Annotated in this window: 16 protein-coding genes; 7 read left to right on the top strand and 9 right to left on the bottom strand. The window is 63.4% G+C overall.

The genetic code is table 11. The features are described 5' to 3' along the window. Positions 1–6 precede the first annotated feature (6 nt). From fliM to fliR, 6 genes are read left to right on the top strand one after another with little or no spacing between them, the layout of a single operon-like run. On the top strand, positions 7–993 hold the full coding sequence (gene fliM, locus ACQ4WY_RS08470) for a flagellar motor switch protein FliM (RefSeq protein WP_353660378.1): 987 nt from the start codon (positions 7–9) through the stop codon (positions 991–993). Between the two features lie 48 nt (positions 994–1041). After that, the gene (gene fliN / locus ACQ4WY_RS08475; protein ID WP_034754038.1) at positions 1042–1476 is read left to right on the top strand and encodes a flagellar motor switch protein FliN; all 435 of its coding nucleotides are present in this window, start codon (positions 1042–1044) and stop codon (positions 1474–1476) included. Then, a complete protein-coding gene (gene fliO / locus ACQ4WY_RS08480; protein WP_436503612.1) occupies positions 1473–2060 on the top strand; it encodes a flagellar biosynthetic protein FliO in 588 nt (195 codons plus the stop codon). Before fliN ends, fliO begins: the two co-directional genes overlap by 4 nt. Further along, on the top strand, positions 2050–2826 hold the full coding sequence (fliP, locus tag ACQ4WY_RS08485) for a flagellar type III secretion system pore protein FliP (RefSeq protein WP_436503613.1): 777 nt from the start codon (positions 2050–2052) through the stop codon (positions 2824–2826). Before fliO ends, fliP begins: the two co-directional genes overlap by 11 nt. 9 nt (positions 2827–2835) lie before the next feature. Continuing rightward, positions 2836–3105, top strand: coding sequence for a flagellar biosynthesis protein FliQ (gene fliQ / locus ACQ4WY_RS08490; RefSeq protein WP_035821365.1), 270 nt, complete (start codon positions 2836–2838; stop codon positions 3103–3105). 16 nt (positions 3106–3121) lie between these two features. Then, positions 3122–3982 carry a flagellar biosynthetic protein FliR gene (gene fliR, locus ACQ4WY_RS08495; RefSeq protein ID WP_436503614.1) on the top strand — a complete coding sequence of 287 codons (861 nt, stop codon included), beginning with the start codon at positions 3122–3124 and terminating at the stop codon, positions 3980–3982. 15 nt (positions 3983–3997) lie between these two features. On the opposite strand, the gene ACQ4WY_RS08500 is transcribed toward fliR, so the two are convergent. Next, complete coding sequence (locus ACQ4WY_RS08500; protein ID WP_436503615.1) at positions 3998–4645, bottom strand: LysE/ArgO family amino acid transporter; 648 nt, start codon at positions 4643–4645, stop codon at positions 3998–4000. Positions 4646–4718: 73 nt separating this feature from the next. Here ACQ4WY_RS08500 and ACQ4WY_RS08505 point away from each other — a divergent pair, with 73 nt between their 5' ends. Beyond that, positions 4719–5615, top strand: a complete 897-nt coding sequence (locus ACQ4WY_RS08505) for a LysR family transcriptional regulator ArgP (RefSeq protein WP_436503616.1) — start codon at positions 4719–4721, stop codon at positions 5613–5615. A 9-nt stretch (positions 5616–5624) separates the two neighbouring features. On the opposite strand, the gene ACQ4WY_RS08510 is transcribed toward ACQ4WY_RS08505, so the two are convergent. The 8 genes from ACQ4WY_RS08510 to flgG all read right to left on the bottom strand — a co-directional run bounded on the left by ACQ4WY_RS08510 (position 5625) and on the right by flgG (position 14439). Then, positions 5625–6884: an MFS transporter gene (locus ACQ4WY_RS08510; RefSeq protein ID WP_436503617.1), complete on the bottom strand. Its 1260-nt coding sequence runs from the start codon at positions 6882–6884 to the stop codon at positions 5625–5627. Between the two features lie 45 nt (positions 6885–6929). Beyond that, the gene (locus ACQ4WY_RS08515) at positions 6930–7382 is read right to left on the bottom strand and encodes a MarR family winged helix-turn-helix transcriptional regulator (protein ID WP_436503618.1); all 453 of its coding nucleotides are present in this window, start codon (positions 7380–7382) and stop codon (positions 6930–6932) included. A 168-nt stretch (positions 7383–7550) separates the two neighbouring features. Then, a complete protein-coding gene (flgL, locus tag ACQ4WY_RS08520) occupies positions 7551–8792 on the bottom strand; it encodes a flagellar hook-associated protein FlgL (protein WP_436503619.1) in 1242 nt (413 codons plus the stop codon). Positions 8793–8844: 52 nt separating this feature from the next. Next, positions 8845–10812: a flagellar hook-associated protein FlgK gene (flgK, locus tag ACQ4WY_RS08525; RefSeq protein ID WP_436503620.1), complete on the bottom strand. Its 1968-nt coding sequence runs from the start codon at positions 10810–10812 to the stop codon at positions 8845–8847. Between the two features lie 88 nt (positions 10813–10900). After that, complete coding sequence (flgJ, locus tag ACQ4WY_RS08530; protein WP_436503621.1) at positions 10901–11827, bottom strand: flagellar assembly peptidoglycan hydrolase FlgJ; 927 nt, start codon at positions 11825–11827, stop codon at positions 10901–10903. 10 nt (positions 11828–11837) lie between these two features. Further along, positions 11838–12953, bottom strand: coding sequence for a flagellar basal body P-ring protein FlgI (locus ACQ4WY_RS08535; RefSeq protein WP_436503623.1), 1116 nt, complete (start codon positions 12951–12953; stop codon positions 11838–11840). A 2-nt stretch (positions 12954–12955) separates the two neighbouring features. Then, a complete protein-coding gene (locus tag ACQ4WY_RS08540) occupies positions 12956–13606 on the bottom strand; it encodes a flagellar basal body L-ring protein FlgH (RefSeq protein ID WP_436503624.1) in 651 nt (216 codons plus the stop codon). A 50-nt stretch (positions 13607–13656) separates the two neighbouring features. Then, positions 13657–14439 carry a flagellar basal-body rod protein FlgG gene (flgG, locus tag ACQ4WY_RS08545; RefSeq protein WP_436503625.1) on the bottom strand — a complete coding sequence of 261 codons (783 nt, stop codon included), beginning with the start codon at positions 14437–14439 and terminating at the stop codon, positions 13657–13659. Positions 14440–14467 lie beyond the last annotated feature (28 nt).

A 14467-nucleotide genomic window follows, 5' to 3' on the forward strand; every position in this document is an offset into this window, starting at 1 on the left:
GCAGCCATGGCCGATAATTTCCTCTCCCAGGAAGAAGTCGATGCCCTTCTGAAGGGCGTCAACGGAGACCAGGACGACGCACAGACGCCGGAAGATGTCACGGGAGTTCGTACCTACAACCTGGCAACCCAGGAGCGCATCGTGCGCGGCCGGATGCCAACGTTGGAAATTATCAACGAGCGTTTCGCCCGGCTGCTGCGCGTGGGCCTGTTCAACTTCCTGCGCCGCAGCGCCGAAGTGTCCGTCGGCTCCGTGCGCGTGTCGAAATACAGCGAGTTCATCCGCAATCTGGTGGTGCCGACCAATTTGAACCTGGTGCACATGAAGCCGCTGCGCGGCACGGCCCTGATGGTCTTCGATCCGGGCCTGGTCTTCCTGCTGGTCGACAATCTGTTCGGCGGCGACGGACGCTTCCACACGCGCGTCGAAGGGCGCGACTTTACGCAGACGGAACAGCGCATCATCTTGCGCATCCTCGACATCGTCTTCGAGGCCTACACCAAGTCGTGGGAACCGGTCTTCCCCGTCGAGTTCGAATATATCCGTTCAGAAATGAACACGCAGTTCGCCAACATCGCCACGCCGAACGAGGTGGTGGTGGCATCCACGTTTACGGTGGAATTGGGCTCCGTTTCCGGACAAATCCACTTCTGCATGCCGTACTCGATGATCGAGCCGATCCGCGATTCGCTGACCTCGAGCCTGCAGGGCGAGGCGCTGGAAGTGGACAAGCGCTGGATCCGCCTGATGACGCAGCAGATCCAGATCGCCGAAGTCGAGCTGGTGGCCTCGCTGGGCACGGCGCGCGTGTCGTTCGACGAAATCCTGAACATGAAGGTGGGCGACATCATTCCGCTGAATATTCCCGAACTGATCGCCGCCACCGTCGATGGCGTGCCCGTGATGGATTGCACCTACGGCGTGTTGAACGGACAATATGCGCTGAAGGTTGAAAAGTTGCTGGCAAACACCGATAACATGAACAATCACTAAAAAATACCCGGGCCGCTGCGGTCCGCATCTGTACAACAGGAGAAACACATGTCTGACAACCAAGACGACCAAAGCGCGGAAGACGATTGGGGCGCGGCCATTGCCGAGCAGGCCAAGGCGGAAGCCGAAGCGCTGCAAAACCAGGCCGCCAATACGGCCAGCGCGGCCAGCGCCGCCGTATTCAAGGACTTTTCCAAGCAGGCATCGAAGTCGGAAACGCACAACGATATCGATTTCATCCTCGATATCCCCGTGCAATTGACGGTCGAACTGGGCCGCACCAAGATCGCCATCAAGAACCTGCTGCAACTGGCACAGGGTTCCGTGGTCGAGCTCGACGGCCTGGCCGGCGAACCGATGGACGTGCTGGTGAACGGCTGCCTGATCGCCCAGGGCGAAGTGGTGGTGGTGAATGACAAGTTCGGCATCCGCCTGACCGACATCATCACGCCTTCCGAACGCATCCGAAAATTGAATAAATGAAGCCTGGCCTGTTGATTTCCACTTTGCTGCCGCTCCTGGCGGCATGCAGCATTGCCCACGCTGAACCGGCAGCCGCGTCGGTGCCGGCTGCCAGCGCCGCCAGCGCTTCTGTCGCGGTGGCAAGCGAGACACCGCCAGCCGCCGCAGCGGTGCCGGTCGCCTCCCCAGCCGCCGCGCCGGCCGCCGTCCTGCCCGCCATGCCGCCCGGCGCGCCCATGACGATGGCGCCGACAAGCTCGGCCGGCAGCTTGCTGCAAACCATCTTCGCACTCGTGTTCGTGCTGGCCCTGCTGATCGGCCTGGCATGGTTCATGAAGCGCTATGGCCCCAAGGTCATGGGCGGCAACAACAAGATGCGCGTCGTCAGTTCGCTCAACCTGGGCGGACGCGAACGCATCGTCCTCGTCGAAGTGGCCGACCAGTGGATCGTCGTCGGCGCCTCGCCCGGCAGGATCAACGCGCTGGCCACCATGCCGCGCCAGGAAGGCGAGTTGCCGCAACTGGCCACGGCGCAAAACGGCCCCGCGGCCGCCAATTTTTCCGAGTGGCTGAAACAGACCATCGAAAAACGCAATGGGAAATAAGCAGCAGATGGCGTGGTCCACCTTGAAGACTCCCCTGACCTGGCTACTGGCGGCGGCCGCCCTGGCCTTGCCGCTGTGGGCCATGGCCCAGCCGGGCATCCCGGCCTTCAACAGCACGCCGGCGCCGGGCGGCGGCCAGAATTACTCGCTGCCGGTGCAGACGCTCATCCTGATGACGTCGCTCACCTTCCTGCCAGCGGCGCTCTTGATGATGACCTGCTTTACGCGCATCATCATCGTGCTGTCCCTGCTGCGCCAGGCCATCGGCACGCAATCGGCGCCGCCGAACCAGGTGCTGGTGGGGCTCGCCCTGTTCCTGACCCTGTTCGTCATGGGCCCCGTGTTCGACAAGATTTATACGGATGCCTATCTGCCGTACCAGGAAAACAGGATCACCATGCAGCAGGCGATGGACAAGGGCGTCGATCCCCTGAAAACCTTCATGCTCAAGCAGACGCGCCAGGCCGACCTGGCCCTGTTTGCCAAGATGTCGCGCTCGCCGGCCCTGCAAGGCCCGGAAGACGTGCCGCTGCGCATCCTCGTGCCCGCCTTCGTCACCAGCGAACTGAAGACGGCGTTCCAGATCGGCTTTGCCATCTTCATCCCGTTTCTGATCATCGACATGGTGGTCGCCAGCGTGCTGATGTCGATGGGTATGATGATGATGTCGCCGGCGACGATCTCGCTGCCATTCAAGCTGATGCTGTTCGTGCTGGTCGATGGCTGGCAGTTGCTGCTGGGTTCCTTGTCCCAGAGTTTTTACTAGGGGAAATAAATGACACCCGAAAGCGTCATGACCCTGGGCCGCCATGCGATGGAAATCACCCTGATGGTGGCCGCGCCCATGCTGCTCGTCGCCCTCATCATCGGCTTGATCGTGAGTATCTTCCAGGCGGCCACGCAGATCAACGAGGCGACCCTGTCCTTCATCCCCAAGCTGGTCGGCATCTTTGTCGCCCTCGTCGTGGCGGGCCCCTGGATGCTGTCCGTCATGCTCGACTACATGCGCCAGGTCTTCACGGGCATTCCGAACCTGGTGGGTTAGTGCAAGCACCATTGCCATGCTGACCCTGTCCAGCATCGAACTCAATACCTGGATCGCAGCACTGCTGTGGCCGCTTAGCCGCATCCTCGGCCTGATTGCGGCCGCCCCCCTGTTCGGCAACGCGGCCGTGCCGGCCACCGTGAAGGTGACCCTGGGCGCGCTGCTGGCCATGATCATCGCCCCCACCGTGCCGGCCTTGCCTGCCATCAACCCGATGTCCTTGCCCGGCTTGCTGATCCTCACGCAAGAGATGCTGGTGGGCCTGGCCATGGGCTTTTCCATCCGCATCGTGTTTTCCGCCATCGAAATGGCCGGTGAACTCAGCAGCCTCACCATGGGCCTGGGCTTCGCCTCGTTCTTCGACCCGCAAACCAAGGGCAGGTCTTCCGCCATCAGCCAGTTCCTCGTCATGCTGGCCACCTTGATGTTTTTGACAGTCAACGGCCACCTGGTCTTGCTGGCGGCGCTGGCGGAAAGCTTTGTCAGCCTGCCGATTTCATCGAGTCCCATCAGCGGCGGCGGTTTCCAGCAATTGGCGGCCTGGGGCGGGGAAATCTTCCGTTCCGGCCTGCAAATTTCGCTGCCCATCATCGCCGCCTTGCTGCTGACCAACGTGGCGCTGGGCATTTTGACGCGGGCCGCGCCGCAGCTGAACATTTTCGGTATCGGCTTCCCCGTCACCCTGGGCGTGGGCTTGCTGGTGATCAGCATGGTCCTGCCCTACCTGGCCACGCCCTTCCAGAACATGTTCCTGCGCGGCATAGAAACGGCGCGCCTGCTGCCGCGCGGCTTTGCCACGCGCGACCGGCCAGCGCCGCCCGCGCCGCCAAATCCCTTGCGTCCGGCATCCCCGGCGCCGCTGCCGCCCGCGCGCTGACGTTCCCTGCGCCGTTCACCAGCCATCGAGCGCGTGGCGCAGCAACAGCGCGGACAGCACGAACATGGTCACGCCGATCAAGCCATCGAGCACTTGCCAGGCCCGGGGCCGCGCAAACCACGGCGCCAGCCAGCGCGCGCCAAATCCCAGGGCAGCAAACCACAGCAGACTGGCCGCGCTGGCGCCGGCGATAAACCAGCCGCGCAGCGCGCCGGGCTGCTGGGCGCCAATACTGCCCACCAGCAATACCGTATCCAGATACACATGCGGGTTGAGCAAGGTAAAGGCCGCCGCCTGCGCCAGGATGGCGCCCAGGCCCAGTCCTGCCCCACCCTCGGCGGCGCGCAGCTGCTGTGGCCGGCGGGCGCGCCGCAGCGCTTGCCAACCATACACGGCCAGGAAAACGGCGCCGCCCAGCGCCAGCGCGCTGGCCAGCAAGGGACGCTGCCCCAGCGCACTGGCCATGCCCAGCACGCCGGCGGCAATCAGTACCGCGTCGGCCAGCGCGCAAAACAGCACGATGGCGCCCACGTGTTCGCGGCGCAGACCTTGCCGCAAGACAAAGGCATTTTGCGAGCCGATGGCAACGATGAGTCCCAGGCCCAGGGTCATGCCCTGGAGAAAGACGGAAGAGGTGTGTGAGGTGGTGGCGGAGAGTGTCATGCGGCGATCTTGCCAGCCGCATGAAATGAAGGCAAACTACCTTTTCTACACCGAGTTAAGGAAAACTTCATTCATGCTCGACTATGCCGCCCTCGCTGCCTTGGCCGCCGTGATCCGCGAAGGCAGTTTCGAGCGCGCAGCGCGCGCCTTGCACGTGACACCATCGGCCATTTCGCAGCGCATCCGCCTGCTGGAAGAGCGCGTCGGTTGCGCGCTGGTGATACGCGACCAGCCCTGCCGCGCCACGGAAACGGGCCGGCGCTTGTGCCAGCATGTGGACCAGGTGCAGTTGCTCGAACAGGATTTGCAAGGGACCTTGCCGGCGCTGGCAGCGCAGGGCGTATCGCGCGCCACTGTGCCCGTCGCCGTGAATGCCGACAGCCTGGCCACCTGGCTGGCGCCCGCCATCGCCGCCTTCGCGGCCGAGCACCCGGTGCTGCTGCAAGTGGCCGTCGACGACCAGGACCATACGGCCGAATGGCTGCGCAGCGGCGCCGTGCTGGCGGCCGTCAGCGCCACGGCCCGGCCCGCATCGGGCTGCAACAGCCGCCCGCTGGGCGCCATGCGCTACCTGGCGGCCGCCAGTCCCGCCTTCATGCACCGATATTTTTCCCACGGCGTGGGCGCCGCCAGTCTGGCACTGGCGCCCAGCCTCGTATTCAATGCCAAGGACGAGCTGCAATCGCGCTGGGTGCGGCGCCTGTGCCACCGGCACGTGGAGCTGCCGCGCCATGCCCTGCCTTCCTCGCATGCCTTCGTCACGGCGGGCCTGGCCGGCATGGGCTGGGGCTTGCATCCGCAGGCGCTGATACAGCCCTGTCTCGAGAATGGCAGCCTGGTCGAACTGCTGCCCGATACGCCCCTGGATGTGGCCCTGCACTGGCATACGGCACGCGCCGCGTCCGGCCTGCTCGACGGCTTGAGCGGGGCCATCCTGGCTGCCGCCCGCACGGGCTTGCTGCCGCCCTGACGGGTAGCGTCAGGGCTGGTCGCTGCTGAACGCCAGGCGCCAGCGCCGCATATCGACATTCAGGCGCAACTGGTGATACTTGACCAAGTAGCGCACGCCGACCAGGGCCGCCGCCAGGCCCGACAAGGCGCCTATGCCCAGTGCCCAGCGCGGGCCGAAGGTGTCGGCCACCCAGCCCACGATGGGCGCGCCCAGCGGCGTGCCGCCCGCCGAGATGGCCAGGAGTATCGCCATCACGCGGCCCCGCATGGCGGGCGCCGTCGACAGTTGCACGCTGCTGTTGACGCTGGTGGTAAACGTTTGCGCGGCGATGCCGATCACCACCAGCATCATGCCGAACAGCCAGTAATTGGGCATCACGGCGGCCAGCGCGCAAGCCAGGCCAAACAGCGCAGCGGCGCCCAGCAGCAAGGCCAAGGTGGGCTGGCCGCGCCCCGCCGCCAGCAGGGCGCCGGCCACGGAGCCGCAAGCCATCACGGAACTGAGCACGCCATACTGGCCGGCGCCCGCATGGAAGGCCGTCACCGACATGGTCGACAGGAAGATGGGGAAATTCAAGCCAAAGGTGCCGATCAGGAACAGCATCAGCAGGATGGCCATCAAGTCGGGCCGCTGGCGCACGTAGCGGAAACCCTCACCCAGGCTGGCGCGCGTGGCCTTGATACGCGGCGCGCGACGCAGCAATTCCACGCGCAGCAGCAACAGCGAACCGATCACTGCGGCAAACGAGACGGCGTTGATGATGAAGACCCAGCCGCTGCCGACGCTGCTGATCAGCAGCCCCGCCACGGCAGGGCCCAGCATGCGCGCCGCATTGAAGGAAGTGGAATTGAGCGCCACAGCGTTCGTCAGGTCTTCCTCGCCGACGATTTCGGCAACAAAAGTCTGGCGCACGGGCGAATCGAAAGCCGTCACGCAGCCCAGCAGGAACGCAAACACATACACATGCCACAGTTGCACAAGGCCGCTGATGCACAGCAAGCCCAGGCCCAGCGCCAGCACACCCATGGCCGCCTGCGTACACAACAACAATTTCCTGCGATCCAGCAAGTCGGCCGCCATGCCCGTCAGGGGCAGCAACAGCAATTGCGGGCCGAATTGCAAGGCCATGACGATGCCGACGGCGCTGGCATTGTGCTGCGTCAATTCGCTCAGCACCAGCCAATCCTGCGCCGTGCGCTGCATCCAGGTGCCGACATTCGACACGAGGGCGCCGCCGGCCCAGATACGGTAATTGGGAATGCGTAGCGAACGGAATGTGTTGTTCATCTGGGCGTGCGGGCTCCTTGCCGGGTTGTGGAATATGTCAGCGGATCACTCCGCCAAGCGTTTGAGTAGGGCCACCGCATGGTTCAGTTCGGTGACTTCGTCCGGCGTGAGCCGGGTTTCAATGGTGCGCGCCAGCCAGTCTTCGCGCGCGGCGCGGCTGGCCGCGATCCAGGCGCGGCAGCTGTCCGTCAGGGTCAATATCGTTTGCCGTCCGTCAGCCGGATCGGGCGAACCCGTCACCATCTGTGCCTCGGTCAATGCTTGTACCGTGGCGGCCATCGACTGGGGCCGCATGCCTTCGGCGCGCGCCAGACTGCTGGCCGTGGCCGGGCCGTCGCGCTCGAGGCGGCTCAGCACGGATGCCTGCGACATGCTGACATCACCCAGGTGCGCCTCTTCGCGCAGGCGGCGGCGCAACTTGCCGATGAGAATGCGCAATTCGCCGGCCAGTTGCAGCACCTGTTCGTGATCTTCGTGTTCTTCTTGCGGGGTGCTCATGGTAGCCGTGTGGTGGATCAACGGACTCCACTATAACAGATATGCAGCTAGACTGCACAGTTTTCCTGTATATCTTATCAAGACGGCCATCTTGCGGACGCAAAAAAGCCGGGGCGGGAGAGATGCTCCCTGCCCCGGCTTTCCGGTCTTCCTGCCGATGCTGGCCGCTTAGCTGATGTAATTGAACAGCGACAGGCCCGAGATGGAAGTGAATGACTTCTGCGCCGCCTGCAGGGTGATCTGCTGCTGGCTGAACAGGGAAATCGCCTTCACCATGTCCAGGTCCTGCAGGTCCGACAGGGTGCTCGCATATTGCAGGTCGAGGTCGTCGCCGGCGCTGTCGAGCGTGTCGAGTTCCTTCAGGCGCGAACCGACTTCGGCGCGCACCGACAGCACGTTGTCGTAAGCCGTGTCGAAGATATCGTGCGCCGCGTTCAGGCTGGCCGTCAGGCGCGCCTGCCCCGCGTCGCCCGAGGCCGGCTGGCCCAGTGCGCCGATCAGGTTGGTAATCGTCGTAAAGATCGATTCCTTGCCGCTGGGCTCCAGGGTGAACTTGTCCAGGTCGGCCGGCTTGCCCGCGACATTGACTTGCTGGCCGTCAAAGTTGATGGCGTCGCCCGATTTGTACGCCACCGGCACGGCGGGATTCGGGATGGTCTGGCCCAGGGTCACGTCCGTCACGGTATAGGTCGTAACGGCAGCGGTGCCAGTGCCCGTCACCTGGAAGTCGATCGAGTACTTGTGCCCTGTCAACTTGGTGGGATCAGTGACGGTGCCGCCGGAAATGATGCCGGCGCCGCCGCGCGTGAAGTTGCCCGGATCGGCCGCCGTGGTGAACTTACCGTTGCCCGTCAAATTGTTCTCGAACACGGTCGCGCCAGAGTCGCTGGTGGCCAGGTAGCGGGCCGAGCCCACTTGCAGCTCGCGCTGGCCCTGGTCGCCCACGTAGGTGGCGCCGCCCGGCGTCTGGCTGAACGGTTGCGTCGTCGACTTGTAGCCGGAAAACAGATAGCCGCCCGCGTTGTCGGACGTGTTGGCGATACCCAACAGGTCGGTCAAGCGCCCCTTCAGCTCCGTGGCCAGGCTCTGGCGGTCAATATCCTTCAAGGCCGGATTACCAGCCTTCAGCACCAGGTCCTGCACGTCGGCGATCAGCGAGGTGGTGCTGGCCAGGGCCAGCTCTTCCTGCGAAAGGAAATTCTTGGCGTTCGAGCGGTTCGTCACGAATTGCGTGTTGATCGTTTGCGACTGCGTCACTTCCAGCGCGCGCGCCGAGGCGATCGGATCGTCGGCCGGCGTCAAGTTGCGGCGATTCGCCGACAGCTGCATCTGGGTACGGTTCAACGCGCCCTGCAGATTGTTCAACTGCGTGCTGCCCGCGTCATAGATCATTTTGGTACTGATGCGCATGATGCTGCCCTTCCTGATGGCGGCGGGGCGCTATGCGCCGCCGCTTGAATAATTAACGTCCGAGGCCGATGACCACGTCGAACAGGGTGCTGGCGATCTGCATGACCTTGCCGCAAGCCTGGTAGGCTTGGTTGTAGCGCAGTAGGTTGGCCGCCTCTTCATCGAGATTGACGCCGGAAACGGCCTGCTGCTGCGTGCTGGTCTGTTGCAACAACGCAAGACTGGCCAGGCCGCTGACTTGCACTTCGCGCGTCTTGTTGCCGACATAGCTGACGGTTTCCGCGTACGAGCCCTGAAACGTGGCCTTGCCGCCATCGAGAATGTTCTTCGTCTGCAAACCCGCCAGCAAGGACGCGTTGCGGTTGTCGCCCACGCCGCCCGAGTTCGGCGCGATGGTGAATTTATCGCCCTGCGCCGGCGCGCCAGTCATGTTGACGTTGATGCCGCCAAAGCTGAAGCTGTCGCCTTCCGTGTACGGGATACTTGCCGTGCCGGCCGGATACGTGGTGGTAGCGCCGTTCAAGCCTTTCACCGTCACGGCCTGGCCCGCAGGGAAACCCGACAGCGAAGTGGTCGCCTTGTCGTAGGTCAAGGTGACAGTGCTCGTCAAGGCATTACCTGGCGTTAAATACGCTTTGTCCACGCTACCTGCGCCGAGCTTGCCACTACCCGTGTTGCTGACGGGCGCACCCGTGGCGATCGGCGCGCCGGCGGCCAGCTTGTTGCGGTCGGTAATCGCCACGGCCAGGTCGGAAGCACCGTGCGCGGTCGGCCTGACCATGAAGTTATCGCCTTCGGCAGCCGTGCCCGTGATCGAGAAATCCACGCCGTCGATGGTTTGCGGCACGGTTTGCGGATACGGATTGATGGTCGTTTTCGCGCCGTCGCTCTGGCGCGTCACCACATAATTGGCGCCGTCATACTTGACGGCGTAGTCGCTGGCCGTCAGCTTGGTCGGATCGCTGACCTTGGCCGACAGCGCGGTCGTGCTGGTCGCGTTGTTGCGGTAGTCGGCACCGATGACGGGATCGGGCAACTTGAAGAAGTCGGCCCCCATGTCGCCATTCAAGTCCTGGCCCAGCTTGTGCTGTTCATTGAAGGTGGAGGCCAGCGCGATGGCGACCTTGCCCAGCGAATTCTGGATACGGTCCAGGCTGCCGCTACGGAATTCCAGCAAGCCGCCCAGCGCACCGCCACTGAGGGAACTTTCCGACAGCTTGGTGACGCTCGAGCCCGTCACATAACCGATGTCCAGGCGGTTCGGATCCGTCGGCGACGGCGTGGTGGCCAGTTCAAAGTTCTTGTCACCCACCACCAGCGGCTGGCCCGAGCCGATCGAGACGGTAATCGAGTTGCCAGCGCCCGGCTGTACCGTTGCCTTGACGTATTTGTTCAGCTCCGTGATCAACTGGTCGCGCTTGTCCAGCAAATCGTTGGGCTGATTGCTTTCATTCACGGTCAGGTTGGTAATCGAGGTATTGAGTTCCGCGATCTGCTTGGCGTAAGAGTTGATCACCTTCACGTTCGAAGTGATCTGCGAATTGACGCCGTCGCCGATTTCCGTCAGGCGCGCGCTGAGGCCCTGGAAGCGCGCGGTCAGCGAGTTGGCGCTCGACAGCAATGCCTGGCGTGACGAAACGGACGAGGGATTCGAGCTGAACTCCTGCACGCCCTTGAAGAAATCGGCCATCGCCGGCGACAGCCCGGCCGTGGGGTCGGCCAGCATATTGTCGATCTGGCTGATCTGCGTGTAATACGCGTCGAGCGAACTGGTGGCCGACTGCGCGCCATTCACCTGGGCCGCCATGAAACCGTCGTACTGGCGCTTGACTTGCGATACCTCGGTACCATTGCCAACAAAGCCATAGCCGGCATTGTTGAACTGCGCCGTCTGCTGCAGCACCACCTGGCGGTTGTAACCGTCCACGTTGGCATTGGTGATGTTATGCCCGGTCGTCGACAGGCCCACCTGCGCTGCAAGCAAACCGCTCTTACCGATGCTGAGTAGATTCGAAGTCATGGTGTCTTATTGGTTACCGTCAAATGTATTTACGGCAGCCGCGGCGAAAACTTGAAGCGCGCGGCCTGCACAGGGGCTAGGCGGCGCGTTAGCCGACCAGCGAATGCTTGATGATTTTTGTCAATTTGGCAGCGTAATTCGGGTCCGTCGCGTAGCCAGCCTTTTGCAAGCCCTGGGCGAACGTGCTGGCGTCGCCCGCGCTGGCCAGCACTTTCTCGTAGCGTTTGTTGTTGGTAATCAACTGCGCATAATCCTTGAAGCTGTCCGCATAGCTGTCGTAGGCGCGGAATTTTTCCACCTTGCGCTGCGCCTTGCCATTCACATACTCCGTGGTGACGGCTTCCGCGACCTTGCCCTTCCAGTCACTGGATGCCTTGATGCCGAACAGGTTGTGGCTGCTGCTGCCGTCGCGGCTGATGATTTCGCGCTTGCCCCAGCCCGTTTCCAGCGCCGCCTGGCCCAGCATGAACTTGGCCGGGATGCCGGTGGTGCGGCTGGCTTCTTCCGCATGCACGCCCAGCTTTTCCTGGAAGGCGCGCACGTGCGGCGCCTGCGTGGCGTTGGCCTTGTCGCTCAGAGTCTTGCCGGTGCCGCTGGCGCTGCCTGTACCCTCGGTGAGGGCGCCCTGCTGCTGGCGGAAGGCGGCAAGCGCCTGCGCCATGCTCGAGGAACGGGGCGACGGCGCTTCGGCGCCATCGGCGGCCAGCGCCTGGTTCGACGACGACAGCTGGCGGATCAGCACGTCCGCTAGGCCCGTGCCCCGCTTGGCCAGGTTCTGGCTCGTCTGCTGGTCCAGCATTGAGGTATACATCTTGCTTTGTTGGCTATCCATGATGCCGTCCTGCGGCGTGGCTTCGCGCATGCTTTTCATCATCATGTTGATGAACATGGCTTCAAATTGCGTGGCTGCCTCTTTCAGGGCGGCGGGGTCCTTCGCCTTGGCGGACTGGCGCAAGCCATCCATGCCCTTGACGTCATAGGCGGCGGTATTGCTGAGGTCGGTTTGGCTGATCATGGCGTGCCCATCAAATGATTTCAAGTTCGGCGCGCAGCGAACCGGCCGCCTTCATCGCCTGCAGGATGGCCAGCAAGTCTTGCGGCGAGGCGCCGATGGCGTTGAGAGCCTTGACCACCTCGGACAGCGAGGCGCCGCCCTTGACCAGCATGACCTTGCCCGGTTCCTTCTTGATATCGATCTGCGCCGTCTGCGTGACCACCGTACGCCCGCCCGACAGGGGGGCCGGCTGGCTCACTTGCGGCTCGACATTGATGGTGACGGACAGGTTGCCGTGCGAAATGGCGCACGTTTCCAGGGTCACGGACTGGTTCATCACGACGGAACCGGTACGCGCATTCATGATGACCTTGGCCGCCAGGCGGGCCGGATTGACCTCAATGCTTTCCAGCTGGCCCAGGAAAGACACGCGCTGGTCGCTGCCGCTCGGCGACTGCACCTGGATCACGCGGCCATCGAGCGCGGCGGCCGTGCCGGCGCCGTAGCGGCTGTTGATGGCATCGACCACGCGGCTGGCGGTGGCGAAATCTGTGGCATTCAATTCCAGGCGGATGGTGTTGTTGGCGCCCAGCACCGAAGGCACGGTGCGCTCGACCGTCGCGCCGCCCGAGATGCGTCCCACGCTCAAGTGATTGATGACGACAGAGCTGCCGGCCGCCTGCGCGCCCACGCCGCCTACCAGTACGTTGCCCTGCGCCATGCCATACACCTGGCCATCGGCGCCCTTCAATGGGGTCATCAGCAAGGTACCGCCGCGCAAGCTTTTCGCATTGCCCATCGACGATACCGTCACGTCGAGCAACTGGCCCGGCTGGGCAAACGCGGGCAAGGCCGTCGTCACCATCACGGCGGCCACGTTTTTCAGCTGCAAGCTGGTGCCTTGCGGCAAGTTGATACCCTGCTGCTGCAGCATCGCCGCCACGCTCTGGATGGTAAAGGGGGTTTGCGTGGTCTGGTCGCCGCTGCCGTCGAGACCGACGACGAGGCCATAGCCCATCAGCTGATTCTGGCGCACGCCGGCGATGCTGGCTAGGTCCTTGATGCGCTCGGCCTGCGCCACGGGCGCCAGCAGAGAGATGGCCAGACCGACAATGGCTACACAGCGGGGAAAGGTAAAAGTTGCCATGATCAGAATGGCAACAGGCTGAGGAAGAAGCGCGACGCCATCGAGGCCATTTCGGCGCGGTCGATCTGGCTGTTGGTGCGGTATTCGACGCGCGCTTCGGCCACCTGGGTCGATGGCACGACGTTACCGATGCCGATGGTATCCGGATTGACCATGCCCGAGAAGCGGATGAATTCCGTGCCCTTGTTCATGGCGATCTGTTTTTCGCCGGCGACGATGAGATTTCCGTTTGGCAATACCTCGATCACCGTCACGCCGATCGTGCCGCTAAACGTGTTGCTGGCGGACTGGTTGTCGCCATCGGCAAATTTTGTCGCGCCATTCGCCGCCACGGTGCCGCCCAGGCGGCCCTGCAGCATGCCAGGCGTACTGAAGCCCACGCTGCCCGACTTGTTGCCGGAACTGGCGCCCGCCTTGACGGCATTCGTGCGCTCGGTGATGGCGATCGTCATGGTGTCGCCCACGTGGCGCGCGCGGCGGTCTTCGAAGGCGGGACGGTAGGTCGACGGCTGGTAGATGGAACCGTTGCTGACGACCACCGGTTCCGGCATCGGCGCGCGCGTGGTGGTGGGGTATTGCACGATCGAGGTGGGCGTGATGGCGCAGCCGGACAGCAGGACTGCGGACAACAGGGCGATGATGGGGTATTGCATGGCGAACCTCCGCTGCCATCCGGCGGCGGATGGCATGACGACTATGAAAATTAAAGTTGCGACAATTTCTGCAGCATTTGATCGGATGTGGTGATGGCCTTGCTGTTGATCTCGTAGGCGCGCTGGGTCTGGATCATGTTGACCATTTCCTCGGCCACGTTGACGTTCGACGTCTCGATATAGCCCTGCATCAGCACGCCGGCGCCGTTCGTGCCCGGGGTGTTGGTTTGCGCTACGCCGGAGGCGCCCGTTTCCATGTACAGGTTTTCGCCCTTCGATTCCAGGCCTGCCGGATTGACGAAAGTGGTCAGCTGCAGGGAGCCGATTTGCGATGGCGCAACGGTGTCGGGCAGGGTGACGGAAACGGTGCCGTCGCGCGCCACGGTCAGGCTCAGCGCATTGGTCGGCACGGTGATGGCGGGCTGGATCACAAAACCTTCGGACGTCACCAGCTGGCCGTTGGCATCCGTCTGGAAGGAGCCGTCGCGCGTGTAGGCGGTGGCGCCATCGGGCAGCAGCACCTGGAAGAAACCGGTGCCGTTGACCATCACGTCGCGCGAATTGCCCGACGACTGGGGATTGCCCTGCGTATGAATGCGTTCGGTAGCCACGGTGCGCACGCCTGTGCCGATCTGCAAGCCCGACGGCAACTGAGTTTGCTGCGACGATTGCGCACCCGGCTGGCGCACATTTTGATACAGCAAGTCTTCAAACACGGCGCGCGACTTCTTGAAGCCAGTGGTGCTGACGTTGGCCAGATTATTGGCGATCACGTCCATCTGCGTCTGCTGCGCTTCCAGGCCCGTCTTGGCTATCCAAAGGGAACGAATCATGTTTTTTCTCCAATAACAGCGCTTGCCA

The sequence above is a fragment of the Janthinobacterium salmonicoloratum genome (assembly GCF_051380845.1).
Classification (GTDB): Bacteria; Pseudomonadota; Gammaproteobacteria; order Burkholderiales; family Burkholderiaceae_D; genus Janthinobacterium; species Janthinobacterium lividum_F.

Coding starts and splice junctions, on each gene's coding strand:
- fliO (WP_436503612.1), top strand. CDS start 1,473: ATGAAGCCTGGCCTGTTGATTTCCACTTTGCTGCCGCTCCTGGCGGCA.
- ACQ4WY_RS08505 (WP_436503616.1), top strand. CDS start 4,719: ATGCTCGACTATGCCGCCCTCGCTGCCTTGGCCGCCGTGATCCGCGAA.
- flgL (WP_436503619.1), bottom strand. CDS start 8,792: ATGCGCATCAGTACCAAAATGATCTATGACGCGGGCAGCACGCAGTTG.
- flgK (WP_436503620.1), bottom strand. CDS start 10,812: ATGACTTCGAATCTACTCAGCATCGGTAAGAGCGGTTTGCTTGCAGCG.
- fliP (WP_436503613.1), top strand. CDS start 2,050: ATGGGAAATAAGCAGCAGATGGCGTGGTCCACCTTGAAGACTCCCCTG.
- flgJ (WP_436503621.1), bottom strand. CDS start 11,827: ATGATCAGCCAAACCGACCTCAGCAATACCGCCGCCTATGACGTCAAG.
- ACQ4WY_RS08535 (WP_436503623.1), bottom strand. CDS start 12,953: ATGGCAACTTTTACCTTTCCCCGCTGTGTAGCCATTGTCGGTCTGGCC.
- ACQ4WY_RS08515 (WP_436503618.1), bottom strand. CDS start 7,382: ATGAGCACCCCGCAAGAAGAACACGAAGATCACGAACAGGTGCTGCAA.
- fliQ (WP_035821365.1), top strand. CDS start 2,836: ATGACACCCGAAAGCGTCATGACCCTGGGCCGCCATGCGATGGAAATC.
- fliN (WP_034754038.1), top strand. CDS start 1,042: ATGTCTGACAACCAAGACGACCAAAGCGCGGAAGACGATTGGGGCGCG.
- fliR (WP_436503614.1), top strand. CDS start 3,122: ATGCTGACCCTGTCCAGCATCGAACTCAATACCTGGATCGCAGCACTG.
- fliM (WP_353660378.1), top strand. CDS start 7: ATGGCCGATAATTTCCTCTCCCAGGAAGAAGTCGATGCCCTTCTGAAG.
- ACQ4WY_RS08540 (WP_436503624.1), bottom strand. CDS start 13,606: ATGCAATACCCCATCATCGCCCTGTTGTCCGCAGTCCTGCTGTCCGGC.
- flgG (WP_436503625.1), bottom strand. CDS start 14,439: ATGATTCGTTCCCTTTGGATAGCCAAGACGGGCCTGGAAGCGCAGCAG.
- ACQ4WY_RS08500 (WP_436503615.1), bottom strand. CDS start 4,645: ATGACACTCTCCGCCACCACCTCACACACCTCTTCCGTCTTTCTCCAG.
- ACQ4WY_RS08510 (WP_436503617.1), bottom strand. CDS start 6,884: ATGAACAACACATTCCGTTCGCTACGCATTCCCAATTACCGTATCTGG.